14 protein-coding genes are annotated in these 19,835 nt (G+C 58.1%); 7 read left to right on the forward strand and 7 right to left on the reverse strand.

Features of this window, described 5'->3' with window-relative positions; genetic code table 11:
• Window positions 1–91: 91 nt before the first annotated feature.
• From B4U49_RS05250 to B4U49_RS05260, 3 genes are all read right to left on the reverse strand, one after another.
• Window positions 92–1,006, reverse strand: coding sequence for an aldo/keto reductase (locus tag B4U49_RS05250; RefSeq protein WP_078083527.1), 915 nt, complete (start codon window positions 1,004–1,006; stop codon window positions 92–94).
• A 117-nt stretch (window positions 1,007–1,123) separates the two neighbouring features.
• On the reverse strand, window positions 1,124–3,073 hold the full coding sequence (locus tag B4U49_RS05255) for a phytase (RefSeq protein WP_078083528.1): 1,950 nt from the start codon (window positions 3,071–3,073) through the stop codon (window positions 1,124–1,126).
• A 208-nt stretch (window positions 3,074–3,281) separates the two neighbouring features.
• Complete coding sequence (locus B4U49_RS05260; RefSeq protein WP_078083529.1) at window positions 3,282–5,879, reverse strand: TonB-dependent receptor; 2,598 nt, start codon at window positions 5,877–5,879, stop codon at window positions 3,282–3,284.
• Window positions 5,880–6,157: 278 nt separating this feature from the next.
• Between B4U49_RS05260 and B4U49_RS05265 the strand changes: the two genes are divergently transcribed.
• Window positions 6,158–8,113, forward strand: a complete 1,956-nt coding sequence (locus tag B4U49_RS05265) for a PhoX family protein (protein WP_078083530.1) — start codon at window positions 6,158–6,160, stop codon at window positions 8,111–8,113.
• 1 nt (window position 8,114) lies between these two features.
• Here B4U49_RS05265 and msrQ read toward each other — a convergent pair whose 3' ends face one another.
• Together msrQ and msrP are read right to left on the reverse strand one after the other, a co-directional pair.
• Window positions 8,115–8,744, reverse strand: a complete 630-nt coding sequence (gene msrQ, locus B4U49_RS05270) for a protein-methionine-sulfoxide reductase heme-binding subunit MsrQ (RefSeq protein WP_143735542.1) — start codon at window positions 8,742–8,744, stop codon at window positions 8,115–8,117.
• A complete protein-coding gene (msrP, locus tag B4U49_RS05275) occupies window positions 8,744–9,745 on the reverse strand; it encodes a protein-methionine-sulfoxide reductase catalytic subunit MsrP (protein WP_078083531.1) in 1,002 nt (333 codons plus the stop codon). The genes msrQ and msrP overlap by 1 nt, the downstream gene beginning before the upstream one ends.
• Before the next feature lie 319 nt (window positions 9,746–10,064).
• Between msrP and B4U49_RS18815 the strand changes: the two genes are divergently transcribed.
• Entirely contained in the window at window positions 10,065–10,211 is a 147-nt protein-coding gene (locus B4U49_RS18815; protein WP_143735543.1) for a lmo0937 family membrane protein, read from the forward strand.
• Between the two features lie 99 nt (window positions 10,212–10,310).
• On the opposite strand, the gene B4U49_RS05280 is transcribed toward B4U49_RS18815, so the two are convergent.
• A complete protein-coding gene (locus tag B4U49_RS05280; RefSeq protein WP_078083532.1) occupies window positions 10,311–10,919 on the reverse strand; it encodes a MarC family protein in 609 nt (202 codons plus the stop codon).
• A 68-nt stretch (window positions 10,920–10,987) separates the two neighbouring features.
• On the opposite strand from B4U49_RS05280, the gene aceK reads away from it, so the two are divergent.
• From aceK to B4U49_RS05295, 3 genes are all read left to right on the forward strand, one after another.
• Window positions 10,988–12,751, forward strand: a complete 1,764-nt coding sequence (aceK, locus tag B4U49_RS05285) for a bifunctional isocitrate dehydrogenase kinase/phosphatase (RefSeq protein ID WP_078083533.1) — start codon at window positions 10,988–10,990, stop codon at window positions 12,749–12,751.
• Window positions 12,752–12,881: 130 nt separating this feature from the next.
• Complete coding sequence (locus tag B4U49_RS05290; protein WP_078083534.1) at window positions 12,882–13,922, forward strand: AraC family transcriptional regulator; 1,041 nt, start codon at window positions 12,882–12,884, stop codon at window positions 13,920–13,922.
• 36 nt (window positions 13,923–13,958) lie between these two features.
• Entirely contained in the window at window positions 13,959–14,480 is a 522-nt protein-coding gene (locus tag B4U49_RS05295; RefSeq protein WP_143735544.1) for a hypothetical protein, read from the forward strand.
• Between the two features lie 21 nt (window positions 14,481–14,501).
• Here the strand turns inward: B4U49_RS05295 and ppk1 are convergent, their stop codons facing one another.
• The gene (gene ppk1, locus B4U49_RS05300; protein ID WP_239692478.1) at window positions 14,502–16,571 is read right to left on the reverse strand and encodes a polyphosphate kinase 1; all 2,070 of its coding nucleotides are present in this window, start codon (window positions 16,569–16,571) and stop codon (window positions 14,502–14,504) included.
• Window positions 16,572–16,725: 154 nt separating this feature from the next.
• On the opposite strand from ppk1, the gene B4U49_RS05305 reads away from it, so the two are divergent.
• Together B4U49_RS05305 and B4U49_RS05310 are read left to right on the forward strand one after the other, a co-directional pair.
• The gene (locus B4U49_RS05305; RefSeq protein WP_078083537.1) at window positions 16,726–18,216 is read left to right on the forward strand and encodes a Ppx/GppA phosphatase family protein; all 1,491 of its coding nucleotides are present in this window, start codon (window positions 16,726–16,728) and stop codon (window positions 18,214–18,216) included.
• A gap of 7 nt (window positions 18,217–18,223) precedes the next feature.
• A complete protein-coding gene (locus B4U49_RS05310) occupies window positions 18,224–19,714 on the forward strand; it encodes a protein adenylyltransferase SelO (protein WP_078083538.1) in 1,491 nt (496 codons plus the stop codon).
• Window positions 19,715–19,835: the final 121 nt, after the last annotated feature.

Raw genomic sequence — 19,835 nt, forward strand, 5'->3', positions numbered from 1 at the left:
ACAGGGACGTATTCACAGCGGTTCCAAAAACAACGCCCCAGTGCTCCAGCGCCACATCGGGGCTTAAAAAAGAAATACCACCGAACCCGAATTAATCCACATCCCGCCCACGACCAGCGCGCAACAATTCAAACCACGCCTCCCGATCGAGTTCCATTTCCAGCGCCGCCAGTGCAGCAACCAGGCGCTCGGGATTACCGCTTCCCAGAACCGGAATCATCTTTGAAGGGTGCTTCAACAGCCACGCCAATGCCAATTGCATCGCACCCAACTCGGGAGCCAGCCCGCGGGACTCGCACACACGACGCAATTCCGCCTGCACCCGCAACGCGTCCTCGTCATTGCCGGTAAACAGACGACCACCGGCAAAAGGCGACCAGGCCATTGGCAGGAGCTTGTGCTGCTGACAGTAATCCAGCTGTCCATCAAACATCGCTTGAGAGTGCAGCAAAGACACCTCGATCTGGTTCACCGCCAACGGAATCGACAGGCGGGACTGCAGAAGGTCAGTCTGGTGCGGCAGGAAATTGGAAACCCCGAGGTGCTTCACCTTGCCCTCTGCCACCAGCTGCTCGAGTACCAGCGCCAGCGCATCCGCATCCATCAGCGGATCCGGGCGGTGCAGTAACAACAGGTCCATCTGCTCGATACCCATATCCCGCAGGCTGGTCTCCACCGCCTTACGCACATGCTCCGCGCTGGTGTCGTAATGGTTGATACGCGCTCCGGATTTTTCGCCCGTGAGGCGAATACTGCACTTGCTCACAATCTCCATGCGCTCGCGCAATTGCGGATTGAGTTTTAGCGCCTCACCAAACGATTGTTCACAGCGGTAGTCCCCGTAAATATCTGCGAGATCAAACGTCGTCACCCCGAGATCCAGCATCTGCTCGAACAGGGCCACGCTTTCCGAGGGGGCGTAATTCCAGTCGGTCAGCCGCCAGAGGCCAAACGCGATACGAGACAGGGAGAGATCGGGAATGAGAGAAGAGCTAACGCGCTGCATGATAATCCGCCGGTTCAACAATGAATCGGCGGATTTTCGCATAGTCTCGATGGGATTTAACCGCCCCCGTCGGGGGCGGAATCACATCTGTAGAAGCAGAGAGACAGCCAGCGGCCTTTATTGCGGCAACTTCAGGGTCTCGGCAATATCCGCCCAGGACACCAGCTTGAAGTTCTGGGTCTGGCTGGGCATGCGGTTGCGACCGTCCTGCACCACCAGTAACCCCTGTGGATACTGACTGCCAAAGGCCGCACTGGAGACTTCCAGTCCGTCGGTTTCCGAACTGCCATCGAGATGCTTGTCCAGATTGATATCCACGCGGAAGTGACCCACAAACTGGCTGCCATCGCGGCTGAACAATGCATAGCTGTTGTTGCCCTGGCTCGACACCACCAGATAGCTCTTGTCGCCGGCGTGGTAGAGGCCCATGCCCTCCACATCCGCCGCCAGGCGCTCACCATCCACCGGTGCAATCAGCTGGGGCTTGGCTTCGCCGGCGAGGAATCCGGCGATGTCCAGACGCCAGATACCGCCGTCTTCCTCGCCGAAGAACAGCATCTGCATTTCATCATCCACCACACAGCCTTCCACCTGGCTTTCCACTTCCAGCGTAGCCAGTTGCCGCAGGCTCCAGTCCACATTGCCGCTGCCGGGTACGATCTGCAGCAGCTGGACGGCACCGTCTTTGTCCGAAACCCAGGCCATCAGGTCCGCACCTTTGCGGTATACACACAGGCCATAGGGATCTTCCATCTCCAGGTTGCGCAGCCCGAGATAATCGACCTCACCGGCGGCACTGATACCAAACAGGCTGACACCGGGATCCGTGCGGTTGGTGGCTGCGGCGATGGCGACAAACTTGCCGTGCTGGATCGGACGCAGGTCCACATTGTTGACGCGCCCCACGGCAAAGTGCTCCACAAGCTTGCCGTTCAGGTCGTACACACTGAGCCCGCTCTTCTTGTCCGTACCGAGGATCAGACTGGCAGACGGGTTGACCGGATTTACCCAGATCGCCGGGTCGTCCGCGGCGTCGCCACCAGAGGTGACGGGTGCCGTCTGCGCACTGGCGCGCACCCGCGGAATCTCCACAGGACCGCGAAATGCCTGCATCTCAGCAGCGGGCTCTGGCAGGGTGACCGCAAACCGCAGCACCCGGTCGCTCTCTTCCTCCAGCGCCAGTAATGCGCCCTGCAGTACTGCCGCGGAAACCGGCTGCATATCGGCCAGCACTTCAGAAAAATGCGGCGCCTGGCGGGGGGTATTGATATTGAAGGCGAGCACACGGTCACCGGCGGTCATCCACAGGTTGCCACTGGCTCCGTCCAGCCACAGGCCGCCGAATTCGCCCTCGGGAAGCTCTGCGGATGCGGCGAATACCTCGCGGCCCTCGTCCATTTCCGCATCCGCATTCAGGCTCCAGATACCGAGCGGTGGCTGCGCCACCAGTAGCCGGCCACTGCGGTCATCCACCACACAGGAGGACACCTGCTCGCCAAAATACAGCGGGCGTACCCCGGTAAATTCCCAGGCCTGCTCGCGGGGGTGCACCACATACTCGTGCCCCAGGCCATTCTCATCGATGGCAAACAGGTGGGTGCGCCCGGCCTGGCGGGAAAAACACATGGCCACCTGCGGAGCAGTGGTCGCCATGGCGCCCAGATAGCGAATACGCGGGCTACCCTCTTCCAGGTCCAGCAGGCGCAACTGCAGCTCACCGCTGTCCTCGTCGTACACCGCAATCAGCCAGTTGTCCTGTTCCAGTTGCTGCAGGGCAAACCGCTCCACGGTACCGCCATCCAGTGCAAGCTGTTCCCCGCCGCTGTCGTCAACCAGCACCAGGCCGCGCTTTTCGCTGGCCAGCAGCAGGTAGTCGCGGCCTGCCAGTTGCAGGGGGGCCAGCTGGCTGGAGACCACGTCCTGCAGCGCAAGTGCAGTCTGCGCGGTGATCGGTTTGGGCGCAGCAGCTTGCTCAATCTGCGGGCCACAGGCACTGAGCAGACCGGCCAGGGCCAGCGCTACTGCCCCTTTCGCCAGGGTTTTACACGCAAAGGTTTTACACGTCATATCACTATCGTTCTCTGTCTCGTCCGTTGGCACTTCGACAACACCAGGAGTAAAACTACGCCACCCTTGTGTCGGAAAGATGTCAAACAGATGACCGATGAATCCCAACTAAAAAAATAGCAGAAAGCCCGGGCACCCACCGGCGCCGGGCCCTCTGCCCTTTCGTTCTGAAGCGTTTCAGAACACCGTCAGCAACTGACCTGATGACTTAGAAGGTGGAGTAAGTCACACCCAGTACATAAGCCGGGCCGTACTCTTCGTACTGACCGTTGTAGCCGCGACGGTTGGCGTAGAACGGCTCGTCGGTAAGGTTCACCGCATTGAAGAACACCTGCATGCCATTTTCGAAGCGGTACTTGGCGGACAGGTCCAGCTGCATGTGGTCGTCTTCGTAGAGGTCAAACGCCTCGTCTTCCAGATCCACTTCCAGCAGTCGCTCGCTCTTGTAGGCGGTGGACAGACGCAGGCTCACGGCATCGCGCTCGTAGCCGACGATAAAGTTGGCCACCAGGTCCGCCTGGGATGGCAGGGTGATCTTGTTGCCGCGCTCGGCGTCAGCACCCAGGCCCAGATCCGCTTCGGAGTCCGTCATGGTGGCATTGGCACGCAGCAGGAAGCCGTTGTCGAAGCCGCGGGTCCACGACAGCTCGGCACCGGTCAGGGTCGCCTTATCGCCGTTGATCGGCTGGAAGATTTCCGCCTCTTCCACCGCCAGGCTGCCCACGTACATGCTGTAGTCCGCGGTGCTGGCCACGTCAGCGGTCACCACAAAATTGTCGATCTGCTTGTGGAAAGCACCCAGGGAGAACATGCCCAGAGAATCCGCGTAGTACTCGAAGGAAACGTCGAAGTTGCGCGCTTCATACGGATCCAGTGCCGGGTTGCCCGCGGCCACTTCCAGTTCGCCCTCGTCGTATTCGATCTCGGCGGCAGACGGGTTCAGGTCACCGAAGGACGGACGGGAAAGGGATTCGGTATAGGCCGCACGCAGTACGACGTTTTCGCTGTAGTCGTACTTGAAGTTCACGCTCGGGAACAGGTTGCTGTAGTCGCGCTCATAGGACACCGCATTTACATACACGTCTTCGGCGATTTCTTCCGCACCGGAAATGGCTTCGCCGGACTCCGCCACACGATAGCCGTCGGCACTGAAGTCGGTGGCTTCGTAGCGCACCCCGTACACCAGGTTGGCGCGGCCGAAGTCGATATCGTTCATCACGTAGAGTGCAGAGATGTCCTCGTTCATCACGTAATCGCGTGCAGAATCCAGGGCGGTGCTGGTTTCATCGATTTCGAAGCTGCCCAGGTTGGCGTTGATAAACGCATTCAGTGCGCCCTTGTTCACGCCCGGGCCGAAAACACCCAGTCCGTAGTCAACGCCATTGCTGGCAAAATCTGCGAGAGTGAAGTCGCCTCCGAAACCATCGTAAACGGTGGCATTCAGGTCACCGGTCTTTTCCCGACGACGCTCGTGCAAACCAAACTTCAGTTCAGACGGGTGGCCTGCCACATCGATATCACGACGGAAGTCGATACGGAAGCTCACTTCCTCGTCGTCGGTATAGTTGTCTTCAACCACCAGTTCATCCAGCTCATAGCTGGCGGCATCCATTGCGCTGGTATCGGCGGCGAACATTTTCGGGATCTTGCCAGCGCGGGTATAACCCAGCTCCAGGCCTTCCTGCACGAATGTGGTGTCGCGACGGTGCGGCTCGGATTCTTCCGCGTGGGAGAAGCCCACTGCGTATTCCACACCCCACTTGTCCATGTCGTGAGAACCGCCGGCAACCACTGACAGGATTTCCTGTTCCTCGTAGCGGTCTTTCAGTTCTTTTTCCAGCGCCGCGTCGGACCAGGTAACGCTGCTCGCGGAAATGGTATCCGGATCGTCATTTTCCTCATCCAGCTTGAAAGAATTGCGCTGGCGCTCTTCGTCATCGGAGAAATCGGAGTACAGGGTGTGCAGGTACAGCTGGCTGCCTTCGGAAACCTCCAGGTCGAAGTTCGCGGCCAGACCGGTGCGCTCGCGGGTTACGGTGTAGTCGCGCTGTTCAATTTCTGCCGCGGTGACACCTTCGCTGCCGTCCAGGGCGGTGAACTCTTCCCATACACCGTCGGTTTCAATATTTTCGGAGCCGAAGTTGCGCTCCTGGTGCGATGCGGCAACCGCAACACCCAGGGTGCGGCCGCCCAGGTCGAATTTATTGGTGTAAGTACCGGCGAATTTCGGGCTGTTCTCGCCCTGCAGTTCGCTGTAGCCGTTTTCCACAGTCACCTTGTAGGTCTCGCCATCCTGATCCAGCGCATTGATGCTCTTGATCTCGATCGCGCCACCGATGGAATCGGCACTCATGTCCGGAGTCAGGGTCTTGAAGACTTCCAGGCTGGCCAGCAGGTCGGAAGGAATCACATCCAAGGCCACCGCACGGCTGTCGGTTTCTGGCGCCGGCAGGCTCATACCGTTGATGGTGGAGGCGTTCAGGTTGGGATCAATGCCGCGCACACCGACGAAGCGACCTTCGCCCTGATCGCGGGCAATAAATACGCCGGACATACGCTGCAACGCTTCGGTCACGTTGGCATCGGGCAGTTCGCCGATGGCCTCGGAAGTCTGCACCGCAACGACCTTGTTGGATTCACGCTGACGCTCGATATCGCTGCGGGCGTTAGCCACCTGGGCGGTGACCACAATGGTTTCCATCAGCTCGCTTTGCTTTTCTGGCGCTTCCTGCGCTGCGGCATTGACACTGATGATAGCGGCGGCAAGAGGCGCCACCATTTTGAAATTGAATGCAGGCTTAGTCATAAATCCCCGTCCCCATTAGGAAGTGGTTGTGCTGATACAGAAGCAGTTGGCTGGCCGTCTGACGGGTAGCGGAGAGAAATAAACCGCCACGCCCGACCTGTTGATTTGTGGGCGCAGGCTAGTCTTGGGATATGAAGTTTGCGTTACGCTTTTTTTAAATTTGTCATAAAGCGCCGCTAACCTTGCTTCACGGAAGGCACAACGAGTCCTGATAACGCGGGCAGATTGGTACCAGTCATGGACTCTGGCGCAAAAAATGAATAATTGGTGAATGATTTATGACACGCAGCAAGCAACCCGATCGCGCTGAACAGACCCCGAGCAATCCCCAGCGCCGCACCCTGTTCAAAGCGCTTGGTGCAGCCACCGCGGCCACTGCCGGTGCCACACTGTTACCGGGATGTACGCAAAAAACTGCGCCGCGCACGCGGGATAACCTGGGGTTCGAAGAGATTCCTCACCGACTCGATTTCACCCACCATGTCCCGCAGGGCTACAGTGCCGATCGGGTGTTGAGCTGGGGGGATCCGCTGGATACATTCAGCGAGGCATTTATCCCGGAGAAGCTGACCCCCAAAGAACAGACCCGCCGCTTCGGCTACAACAATGACTTCATCGCTTATATGCCGCTGGCAGAAGATGCGGGCCTCGGTGAAGGTGACCGGCATTGCCTGAGCCGCAACAGCGAGCGCGGCCTGCTGTGCGTCAATCACGAATACACGCAACCGCACCTGATGTTTGCCGGCTATAGCGAACAAAGTGCCAATCGCGGCACCAGCGACGATCATATTGCCATCGAGCAACAGGCCTGCGGCCACACCGTTGTTGAAATCGAAAAAACAGCGAACGGATGGCAGCCAGTGCTGGGCAGTCCCTACAACCGGCGCCTGTCTCTCACCACCACCATGGCAATTGTCGGGCCCGCGGCGGGCGATCAACGCCTGCAGACCAGCGAAGACCCCAGTGGCACACGGGTATTGGGCACGGTGGGTAACTGTGCCGGAGGCAAAACCCCTTGGGGCACGGTGTTGATTGCCGAGGAAGGTTTTGGCGGCGCTTTCCAGGGGGATCCGGACGATGTCGCGGATGAAACCGAGGCGCGTAATCACCATGCGTTTGGTATTTCACCCGGCAACCGCAACTGGGGAGACTACGATCGCCGTTTCGATATCAGCGTGGAACCGAACGAGCCAAACCGGTTCGGCTGGATGGTGGAATACGATCCTTACAACCCGCAATCGACCCCGCGCAAACTGACCGGCCTGGGCCGCTTCGAGCACGAGGGTTTCACCCTGGTCAGCAAGCCGGGACAACCCATTGTTGCCTACGGCGGCGACGACGATGAACACCAGTTTGTGTACCGTTTTGTATCCCGCGGTATTTATCGCCCGGGCGAAAATCACCACAACCGCGAGCTGCTGACCAAGGGCACCCTGTATGCGGGACAGTTTTCCGAGGACGGCAGCGGAAGCTGGTTGCCGCTGATACACGGCCGGAGCCCACTGACCGAAGAGAACGGATTTCGCAACCAGGCGGATGTGCTGGTGGACGCACGCCGCGCGGCGAAACTGCTGGGCGCAACGCCGATGGATCGCCCGGAGGATGTGGAGACCAACCCGGTCAACGACTGCACCTATGTCATGCTGACCAAAAACAGGAAACGCAAGCCGGATGAGGTAAACGCGGCCAATCCGCGCGCGCGCAACACCGCAGGCCACGTCCTGGAAATCGTGCCACCGGGACGCAGTGGCGAGCGGGACCATGCGAGCGATACTTTCCGCTGGAATACCTTTTTACTGGGCGGCAATCCCAATGCGGAAAATCCCGCTGAGCGCGGTGCTTACGGCCAGCAGCAGCCCGGCAATATCTCGCCTCACGGCTGGTTTGCCAACCCGGACAATGTGGCCTTCGACCAGCGCGGCAATATGTGGATCGCCACCGACGGTTGCGAGAGTTTCGGTTTTCACGATGGGCTGTGGGCGATGGCGACAGAGGGGGAGCTGCGCGCGGCGCCCAAGCACTTTTTTGGCTGTCCCGAGGGCGGGGAAATCTGCGGTCCGGAATTCACCCCGGATGGAAAGACCCTGTTCGTCTCGGTACAGCATCCGGCGGACGCGGATAACTCGACTTTTGATACCCCGCTACACCGCTGGCCGGACAATAACTCCAGCCTTCCACCACGGCCTTCGGTGCTGGCAATTCGCAGAGACGACGAGGGCTTGGTCGGGAGCTGAATCAACGCCGCAGTGACGTAAGCCACCTTGCGATAGAAGCCCGCCGCCAAAGCAACAAAACAAGAGCGATGGCGAAATAGATCGCGGGCTCTATCCAGCCACTTTTCACCGACCACCAGAAATGCCAACAGGCCAGCAGTACCACGATGTACAGCAGCCCGTGCAGTTTCTTCCAGTTGCGGCCCATTTTCCGGAGCAGCGCGGGAAGCGAAGTAATCGCCAGTGCCAGCAGAATCAGCCAGGCAGAAAAGCCCAGCAGGATATAGGTGCGCTTCACCAACTCGCCACCGATCAACGACCAGTCCAGGCCGAGGTCCAGCGCCAGCCAGGCGCTGAAATGCAGGGTGGCCCAGGCAAAGCACCAGAGGCCCAGCGGCCTGCGCAAACGGTTCAACTGACCGAAATGTAGTGATTTCGCCAGCGGGGAAACCAGCAGTGTGAGCAGTAGCAGGCGGATGGTGCCCATACCCAGGTAGTGGATCAGTTCTTTCACCGGGTCGCCGCCGAGCCGCCCCTGATTGATGGCAACGAACAGCCACAACAATGGCAGCAGAGCCCCCAGGTGCACACCAACCTGTAGGGTCATCGCCAGGGGTTTGCGCCAGTCGGCGCCGGATGAAGAGCGGCCCATCAGTAAAACTTTTTCAGGTTCATTCCGGAGTAAAGACCCGCGACTTCTTCCGCGTAGCCATTGAACGGCAGGGTCGGCTGGCGCTTTACCGAAAACAACCCACCGGGTCCGATAAAGCGCTCGCTGGCCTGGGACCAGCGCGGGTGGTCCACGGCGGGATTCACGTTGGCGTAGAAACCGTACTCCTGCGGTGCCAGTTTATTCCAGCTGGTGGGCGGCATGCGCTCAACCAGCTTGATCTTGACGATCGATTTGATGCCCTTGAAACCGTACTTCCACGGCACAACAAGGCGAACGGGGGCGCCGTTCTGGGGCGGCAGGGTTTTGCCGTACAGCCCCACCGACAGGATGGTCAGTGGGTGCATCGCCTCGTCCATGCGCAATCCTTCAACATAGGGGTAGTCCACACCACCACCCACATAGCGGTTGCGCTGTCCGGGCATCTGTTCCGGATCGTAGAGCGTCTCAAACGCCACATACTTGGCGCGGCTCGTAGGCGCGAACCGCTGCAGGAACTTGCCCAGCTCAAAACCCACCCAGGGGATGACCATGGACCAGGCCTCGACACAGCGCATGCGATAGATACGCTCCTCCAGCCCGATTTCATTCATCAGTTTCCACACATCCACCGTCGCCGGCTTTTCCACCTCACCCTCGACGGTCAGCGTCCAGGGTTCAATTTTCAGTCCCTGGCTGTTTTCCGCCGGATCCGTTTTACCGGTGCCAAACTCGTAGAAATTGTTGTGATTGGTGACCTTGGCTTCCGGGGTGAGTGTCAGTTCCGGGACCGGTTTCGCGGCGGCGAACTCCAGCGGCTTGCGCACAGCGGCAGCATTTTTTTCGCTGCTGAAAAGGTCAAGCGCATGGGCGCTGCGTGCCAGCAGCAGTCCGCCGATACCCGCACCAAGCCCTTTCATCACGGTGCGCCGCGAGACGTAAGCGGATTCCGGCGTAGCGTGCGCTTCGCTGGGGGCATTGCGCGGCGGTTTCTTGATCAGCACGGTATTTCTCCCGGGAGTGAAAACAGGTTTGGCAGCCTTCTGTCGGAGCAGGGGCAACTTTCTTACAAATACCCTCCCCCGGATCCTACTGGCTGCGATATCACACCACAGTTATAAGAACATTTTCCCATAGCTTGGTTCACATATATTTCCTATCGCAATGGCGAAGGTGTCGAAAAGCCTCACAACGGGAGCATTCTGTTCTGGTGAAAAAGAAACTCCCACATTAATGTTTTAGCTCCGACATCACGCTCTTTGAGGAGCCGTGGCTGGAGGCCCACACCGGCCTATATAGCAGGTCTATCAAGAGGTACTGGACATGCTTGAGACGATTATTGTCATTCTCGTAGTGCTCTGGCTGCTGGGGCTCGTGAGTTCTTACACCATGGGTGGCTTTTTGCACGTATTGCTGATTATCGCGGTGATACTGCTGATTCTACGTCTGGTGCGGGGCCGCGGACCATAGCCCGAAGCGGGTACCCGTATTGCGGGTTCAACCAAAGAAAAACGCCGGTAATCCGGCGTTTTTTGTGGCCTCGAAAATACAGCTTGGCGAAATCCCGATTCAGGTCAAAAAGAATTGCTGTATCCCCACCAGGACATTGGTGGTGGCCACCGAGGCCAGGATCAGCCCCATTACCCGACTGACGATGCTGGCGCCAGCATTGCCGATCCAGCGGAAAATCCAGTTGGCGGTAAGCAGTAACAGCAACACTATTCCGAGTACCGCAAGCATGGCGCTGGCGGTATTCACTTGGTGAATGGGGTCAAAGCGGTGATTGTCTGTCAGCACTACCGCCGCGAGCATGGCGCCGGGGGAGGCGATGGACGGCACCGCCAGTGGAAATATGGCGGTCTCGTGCCCTTCGCGGATGATTCCGACCTCCGTCTCAGGTTTCCCCTCGCCGAAAATCATGGTCAGTGCAAACAGAAACAGTACGATACCACCGGCCACCTGGAAGGCAGACAGCGGCACACCAATGGCTTCCAGCAGGTACTGGCCCAGCAGCAGGAAAAACATCAGGATACCGGTGGCTACCGCCACCGCCAGAACCGCGATCTTGCGCCGCTGCCATTCGCTGTGACGGCCGGTGACGGCGATAAACACCGGCAGAGTGCCCACCGGGTCGATTACCGCAAAGAAAAAGACAAAGCTACTGATCCAATCGTCCAAGTGATCTCCCGAAGCAGCGTGCTAGTATCGGCAACAAGGAAGGATGTGATTCCAACAGAGTCTAGTGCATGACAAACCATTCCCCGACTGCGCGTCGTATCGCCAAAACGATTCTCAATGGCTTTGATGCCTATTTTGCCGATTTCCAGAACATTACCCTGGGGGCAAAGGCGCGGTTCGAAACCGCCGCCTGGGAGGCCGTGCAGGAGACCAACAAGGAACGCATTGACCTGTACAAGGTCAAGGTCAACCAGGTGCTCAAGTTGGTGCACTCGGTGACCAGCAAGGACACCACGCAGCTGGAACTGTGGGGCCAGGCCAGGGCCACCTACGCCCAGCTGATTGCCAACAACAATAATTACGAAATTGCCGAAACCTTTTTCAATTCGGTGTTCTGTAGCCAGTTCCAGCACGCACATATTCACGACAGCCATATCTTCGTCAAATCCTCCCGCGCCCCCGATGAGAAGCCCCTGCGTGATTACAGTATCTATATCAGTTACAGCGGCCGCGACGGCCTCGAGGCGATGATCGAGGACATACTCGCGGATTACGGCTTCTCCATCCCCTGGGAAGAGATGCCACGGGATGTCACCAACATCTGCGACGCACTGCGCCACGGCCCACTGGAAGGAAAACTGGATAGCGTGGAAGACGAGCAGCGCTTGCGGGTGGATATGCTGGAATCGGTCTTCTACCGCAACAAGGCCGCGTACCTTGTGGGACGCTTGATGTTCGCCGGCGAGGTGATCCCCTTGATAATGCCCTGCCTGAATAACGGGCGCGGTAGGATATTTGTCGACACACTGATCACTGATAACGATTCGGCGAGTATCATTTTCAGTTTTACCCGCTCCTACTTCATGGTGGATGCGCCCATTCCCTCACGATTTGTACGCTTCCTCTCCACCATCATGCCGCTCAAGGAAAAATCCGAGCTATACAACTCAATCGGCTTCCACAAGCACGGCAAAACCGAGTTCTACCGGCACATCCTCTCCCATATGAAAGTGAGCAACGACAAATTCGTGATTGCTCCAGGCATCAAGGGGATGGTGATGAGCGTGTTCACACTGCCGTCCTACCCGGTGGTATTCAAGGTGATCAAGGACAAGTTTGACAACCCGAAAACCGTCACCGAGGAAATCGTGCGCGAGAAATACAAGTTTGTATCCCGCGCCGACCGGGTTGGACGCATGGCAGATACCCAGGAATACACCAATTTTATTTTTTACCGCAATCGCTTCAGCGAGGAATTACTTGAGGAACTGCAGACGCTGGCGCCATCTAAACTGCATGTGGACGACAAGTGGGTCATCATCAAGCACCTGTATGTAGAGCGCCGGATGGAGCCGCTCAACCTGTATCTAGATGACGCTGACGAGCAACAGACCATTGAGGCCATGGAAGAGTACGGCAACGCCATCAAGCAACTGGCGGCAGCAAATATTTTCCCCGGCGACATGTTGCTGAAAAACTTCGGCGTCACCCGACACGGCCGGGTAGTCTTTTACGATTACGATGAACTCTGCCCACTGACCGATTGCAATTTCCGCAAGATCCCTGAACCCCAGACCAGTGAGCAGGAACTGGCTGACCGTCCGTGGTACACGGTGGCGGAAGCAGATGTATTCCCCGAAGAGTTTCGCCTGTTCTTCTCCGGCAACCCGGTGGCTCGCCAGGCGTTTGAGAATGAACATAGCGATCTTTACGACTACCACTACTGGCAGCGCCTGCAAAAACGTATACGCGCCGGGCGGGTAGACAGTACCTTCCCCTATCGCCGCAAAGTCCGCTTCGCGCGGCTACCGATCAAACGCAGTTCACAATGAGGCCACACCGGCGCTTGCCCGCCGGTGTGCGATTCAGTCAAACTGACCCGAGCTGTTATCCACAACGCAGGTATCACTGCGGGTAATAACACGATATTTCCCAGGAAAATAATAAAATTCTGGATCAGTTATGGATTTTAGTGCGCGCCTGATTCCCCTGCACCGCCACCCGCTTGGTTTTATCGAGGCATTCACTGCTCTCGGCGCCGACCAGTCAGCGCTGTTAGCAGGCACCGGTATCTCCCCCGCCATGTTCCAGATGCAGGAAGCCCGAATCAGTTACCACCAGTGGCGTGCCCTGCTCACGAATGGTGTACGCCAGTGTCGACATCCTCAGCTGGGGTTGATCGTCGGGCTTGAGTTCGACTGGAGTTTCTGGGGCCCGATGGGTTTTATGCTGGGATGCAGCCCGAGCCTGAAAGAGGTGGCGGAATCCTTTCGCCGCTATATGGTTACCGTGCAGCCGTTTTACGCGTGGCACGCGGGGCGTTCAAACTCCTATCTGGATACGGGTAACCGGGTAGTGGAGCCGATCAATTACGCCACTTCCCTGGACGCAGAACCGGTACTAAAAGATTTTCTGCGTCAATTTCGCCTGGTCACCACCCTGCGGATATGGGATGGCTGCGGCAACAAGTCTGTGGCCGATCCTGACATACAGGTACGCCTGGACCTACCGCGACCATCCAGCCTGGTGTACTACGACAAGCTGCCCTGCCAGACCCTCGAGTTCGGACAGAGTGAATCGAGTATTTCCGGCAGTATTGAACTGGTGTTCAAACGGTTTCGTCCGTTGCGGCTGCGCACCTACGAGCGTTTGCAGCGGGAGTGTGAACAGGAACTGGAGAGCTTCGCCAAACACTTCAGTTTTGCCGAGCGGGTACGCTGGCATATGCGTTCCCACTTTGCCCCGGAACTTGAATTGAACGAGGTTGCGGAGCAGCTGCAAATTGCGCCGCGTAACCTCTCCCGGCGCCTGTCCGCCGAGGGCGAGACTTTTCGCAAACTGCTGCATGAGATCCGCATGGAAATTGCCGTTCACCATCTGCGTCAATCCTGCCTTGCGGTTGAAGAGATTGCCGACTATACGGGCTTCTCATGTGCGTCGAGCCTGCGCCGTGCGGTGAAAAACTGGAGCGGCAAAACCGCCAATGAACTGCGTACTGGCTGACGCAGGACAATCAGCGGCTATAGTTAGGAAAGCGGTTTGGTACCGATGGAGGTAGAAGTGCGGTATTTCGGCTGTGATGCCTTGTGCGCCGGTGTGGCGATGTGGAGCCTGGCAATGACTGGCTGTGGCTACCTGCCCAGCGAGATGGAACCCGACCCCAAAGCCGGAGCGCCTAAGACGGCCGCGGGCGTGAGCATCCACGCGGCCAGCTGCGAGACCCGCGCCAAAGGCTACAAAATCGTGTCGTTCGACGATCTCTACGACTTCACCGACGATCCACGTCATCCTTTCCAGCCCGCCGCCAACCTACCCGCCAGGTACGATGTACGCGCCTATGTGTGGGGATACGACAACTGCCTTGAAAAAGGCAGATGTGAGCACGGGGATTACTACTGGTTGATCAAGCGCGGTCCGGAGGATGATTTCAGCACCTGGGTGGTGACACCTCAATTCCCCCGTATCACCATTGAATCACGCTGCAAGAACGACCTGAAGGTAGGCCATCGTTATCGCTTCTCGTTCGATAACGGCAAGCTGGTGGGGTTCAGTAGAAACTGACCGTCAACAGCGTTCGTCCCATCACAATTCGCGTTTTTTCAGGTAGCGATAGATCGCATCCTGGGAACGCACATCGCGCCTGATCTTGCGGTTGGCGATACGCCCGTTGCTCTGGTCTGCATCCAACACCCGCGCTTTCTGATTGTCCTGCCACTGCAGTTCCAGAATATCCATCACCGTCTCCCGATGCTCGGCCCGCAACAGCGGGAAGGTGACTTCCACCCGGTGATCCAGGTTGCGGGTCATCAAATCTGCCGATGACAGATAGACCTGCTCCTCACCACCGTTGTGGAACGCGTACACCCGCGCATGCTCCAGATACTTGTCCACCAGGCTGATAACCTTGAAATTGTCGGATAGCCCTCTGGTCTGGCACAGCAAGGCACACATGCTGCGCACGATAATCCGCACCTGAACCCCGGCGGCACCGGCGCGATACAGGTGCTGGATGATTTCTGAATCCACCAGGTTGTTGCACTTGATGAAAATTTCCGCCGGTTTCCCCGCTGTTGCCGCGACAATTTCCCGGTCGATACATCCCAACAGGTTCGGGCGGTTGGTGTAAGGCGACATCCAGATATGGTGATATTCCGGCTGCAGATGTGGCTGCTGAATAAAATCAAATACCCGGTATGCATCCTCCCCCAGTTTTGCATCGCTCGAGAGCAAGCTAAAATCACAGTAAAACCGCGCGGTACTCTCGTTGAAATTTCCGGTCCCCAGGTGGCTGTAGTAACGGTCGCGACCGTTTTCCTCGCGTACGATGGAAATCAGCTTGCAGTGCACCTTGAGCCCGGGTACCCCGTAGATGACATTCACCCCCGCATCACTCAGTTCGTTGGACCAATGAATATTGGCCTGCTCATCGAAGCGCGCCTGCAACTCAACCACCGCAGTCACCTGTTTCTGGTTGCGCACCGCATTGATCAGGGCCGCTACCACCCGCGAGTTCTGTGCCACCCGGTAGAGGTTGATACGGATCTCGCGCACCTTGGGATCGATCGCCGCCGACGCGAGCAGCTTGGTGATCACGCGGAAGTCGTGGTACGGGTAATAACACAGGCGGTCCGCCTCCCGCAGCCAGTCAAAAATATTGGCGCTGTCCGGCAGGGTGGGCAGAGGATTGATCTTGCGATAGGTGTGCCGCTTGCTGTCCGCGGGAAAACTCATGAAATCCTTGGAGTTGTGATAGCGACCACCCGGCGTATAACTGTCGTAGCGGCCCATCTTCAGCTTCTTTTTAATCAGCTGCAGTAGCGCCTCTGGCATGGTGGAGTCGTATACCAGCCGCACCGGCTCGGCCTGCTTGCGTTTCTTCAGGGACTTAGCCACCCGGTCGACAATATTCTGGGTAACGTGCTCCCCCAGCTCCAGCTCTGCGTCACGGCTGATCTTGAAGGTGTAGGCGGCGGCGTTTTCGATGGGCAACACGTTGCGGAATACATCCACCAGACAGGCGCGGATCACATTGTCGAGCACGATGTAGACCTTCTCGTGACACTTGTCCCGGTGGGGAATGGCGACAAAACGCGGCAGGATATCCGTGGGCAGTTCCAGTCCGGCAAAGCGCAGCCCGCCGTCCTCGAGCTCCAGATAGATACCGAAGTAAATACTCGCTTCATTGAGCAGCGGCATGGTATCCCGGTCATCGATGAAGAAGGGCTCCAGCTCCGGCAATACCTCGCTGTGGAAATACTCCTCCACGTAGGCGCGCTGATTTTCCGTAAGCTGGCGCTCGTTGATGACGTGGATATTGTTCTGCCCCAGATCCTTGAGCACCTTGGTATAGGCGTGGCCGAAGCGCGCCTGCAGGCGCAGTACCTTTTCATTGATATGGCCGAGCAGGTCGGAAAAGTGCTCCTTTTTCTTGCTCCCTTTGGCAAAAGTGGCCAACCGCCGTACATCCGCCACCCGTACCCGGTAGAATTCATCCAGATTGTTGGAGAAGATGCCAAGGAAGCGCACCCGCTCAATAATGGGCACGCTCTCGTCTTCCACTTCCTGCAGTACGCGGGCATTGAAAGAGAGCCAGCTCAGCTCCTTGGGATACAGAGGAATGTCTTTTGCCATACTCTCTACAGCATTCTCCATGGAAAGCGGCTCCGTCCGATTCTGGTCGGAACGGAACAGGCCTGTTGGCAGAGCAAAATTATTCGGTTTCAAGCTGAAAGACGCTCTCAAAAGCCATAGGTGATGACTGCACAGTTTGCTACATTTTTGTTACGAGAATTTGACAACGATTAACATGACAGCCGATAACGCCGCTGACACCAGCCACGAACGCTACGCCGCCCTCGACCTGGGTTCCAACAGTTTCCACCTGCTGCTGGCTGAATTCCGCGATCAACGAATGGTGCGCCTGCATACCGACCGCGCCATGGTGCGTTTGGCCGAGGGGCTGGACAGCGAGCGCAACCTGGCACCGGATGTGGCCGAGCGCGCTCTGGAAGCCCTGCGCCGGTTTGCCCCGGTGATTCAGGAACTGCCGCTGGACAATGTGCGGGTAGTGGGCACCAATACCCTGCGCGCAGCCAGCACCCGCGCCGATGGGTTTCTGGAGGCAGCGGAGTCCATTCTCGGCGCCCCCATCGAAATCATTTCCGGGATCGAGGAAGCGCGCCTGATTTATTCCGGCGTTATGGCCGCGGCGGAGGGAACGCCGAGCCTGCGCTGCGTGATCGATATCGGCGGCGGCTCCACGGAACTGGTGCGCGGGGTGGAAAGCCCCAAGCTGCTGCAGAGTGTCAGTATGGGCTGCGTGGCCTTCAATCGCCGTTTTTTTGACAGCGGAAAAATCGATGCGGGCAAGCGCAATAATTTTGTGCGCGCCCGTCGCGCTGCCCAGGCTGAGTTACAGGAACTCCAGCATATGGCGGACGATGCGCTGGTGATGGGGGCGTCCGGTACCGTCAAATCTGTATCGCGGGTACTGAACGATGGTGAACTGCTCCCCATCCTGCGCGACGACTTGGAAAAGCTTGCCGACAAGGTCGCGAACTGCAAAACCGTCGACGCCATCGACCTGCCCCATTTAGACCCGCAACGGCGCCCGGTGTTTGCCGCCGGCCTCGCCATATTGCACGGCATTTTTCGCGAGCTGGATATCCAGCAGATGCATATCTCTCCCTACGCTATTCGCGAGGGCATTGTGCACGATCTTGCCGGCCGTGCCGCCGGTGGCGACCGGCGCGCTGATACCGTGGCAACCCTGATGGAGCACGGAGAGATAGATCCCGACCAGGCAAAACGTGTCGCCAATACCGCGTTGCAATTTCTCGGCCAGTTGAACCCCTACTCCCAGGTTGCACAGCGCCGACTGCTGCACTGGGCCGCAGATCTACACGAGATCGGTCTGGCGCTCTCCCACAGCAGCTTCCGCAAACTGGGGGCGTACATGATCGAGCATGCGGATATGGCGGGGTTCAGTAAAAGTGAACAGGAAAACCTGGCCTATCTGGTGCGCAACCAGCGCGGAGATATCAAGGCGATCAAGGAGCACTACGGTTTCCACCCCGGGAGTGAACTGCTACTGTGCCTGCGTCTTGCCTGCATCGTGCACCGGGATCACGTAGACCGCAGTATCGACGGCCTGCACCTTTCGGTGGATGGGCCTGGCTACCGCCTGCAAGTCCCGGAAGAGTGGATGTACCAGCACCCCGCCATCGAGGACCTGCTGGAACTGGAAGTGGAATGCTGGGAAGACAAAAATATCAATCTGACCATTCAACAGACCTAGGCATCCCGTGAGCAAACCCGCCACCAGCGCAACGTCCCTTAGCAAGCTGCACCTGCAGCATCACTTCGCCGATCTGGGCCCGGTGTTCGGCACCCCCACCGCGCCCACACCGCTGCAGAATCCCCACACCATTCATGTGAATACGTCGGTGATGGCACTACTGGGCATCGATCCCAGCGAGGCGGAGCACCCGGAGTGGGCCCTGCTCACTACGGGGGGCCAGCTGTTTCCCGGCAGCAAACCTTTCGCGATGAAGTACACCGGCCACCAGTTCGGTGGTTACAATCCCGACTTGGGCGACGGCCGCGCGTTGTTGCTCGGAGAAATAGAACACGACGGCGAACGCTGGGAGCTGCATCTCAAGGGCGCAGGTAAAACACCCTACTCCCGCTTTGGCGATGGCCGCGCGGTGTTGCGCTCGACCATCCGCGAGTACCTGGCCGGCGAGGCGCTGACCGCACTGGGAATCCGCAGCACCCGCGCGCTATCTATTGCCGGCAGCGACGAGCCGGTTGCTCGGGAAAAAATGGAAACCGGTGCGGCGCTGATTCGCGTGGCACGCAGCCATGTTCGGTTCGGGCATTTTGAGTACCTGTTTTACACCCGTCAGCTGGAGGCACAGAAAAAACTGGTCACCTTTGTGTGCGAGCAGTTTTTGCCGGAGGTGGGTGACGAGGATACAGAAGTGCAGGCTGAGGCTCTGTTGCGGTATACGGTAGAGCGCAGTGCAGAGCTAGCGGCGGGCTGGCAGTCTGTGGGATTCGCCCACGGGGTTTTAAATACGGACAATATGTCGATCATCGGCGATACATTTGACTTCGGCCCATACGGTTTTCTGGATGACTATGAGCCGGGTTTTATCTGCAATCACTCGGACCACACCGGCCGCTATGCCTTTGATGCGCAGCCCGGGGTGGTTTTGTGGAATCTGAATGCGCTGGCACACGCCTTTTCCTCACTGCTGGATACGGAGACGCTGAAGGATTGTCTGGGACAATTCCAGCCGCTGTTGATCGAGTATTACGCGGGGCTGATGCGAGCCAAGTTGGGGCTGGCGGTCGAGGACGATGGTGACCAGCAGTTGTGTGCGGATCTGTTGCAGCTGATGGAGCACGGGCGTGTGGATTATTCGCTGTTTTTCCGGGCCCTCAGTCACTATGCCAGCGAACGTCCGGCTGCCGCGCTGGAGGCACTGGTTGCACCGGCACAGCACGAGGTGCTCGCGGATTGGTTGCGACGCTATGACCAGCGACTGCAAAAGGAGTCCCGCTCCGCCCAGGAACGCAGCAAGGCCATGCTGGCGACGAATCCCAAATTTGTTCTGCGGAACTATCTCGCGCAAAGGGTGATTGAAGCGGCGGAAGCCGGGGACTACCAGCCTCTGGCGACCTTTTTTGATTTGCTGCAGTCGCCGTTTGCGGAGCACCCGGGATTTGATGAGTGGGCGGCGGCGCCTACGGATTCCGGGAAGCATTTACCTATCAGCTGCTCGTCCTGACCCTGAGGCACATTCTTTTTTAGCGTTGTGGCGGTGGCGCACTGGGGATCTGTTTTTGAAACCGCCATAAATACATCCCTGTAGGCTGTGTCGGAAAGATCCCTGTTTCCGACGCTTTCAA

It is taken from the genome of Microbulbifer mangrovi (genome assembly GCF_002009015.1).
In the GTDB taxonomy this organism is placed as follows: domain Bacteria; phylum Pseudomonadota; class Gammaproteobacteria; order Pseudomonadales; family Cellvibrionaceae; genus Microbulbifer; species Microbulbifer mangrovi.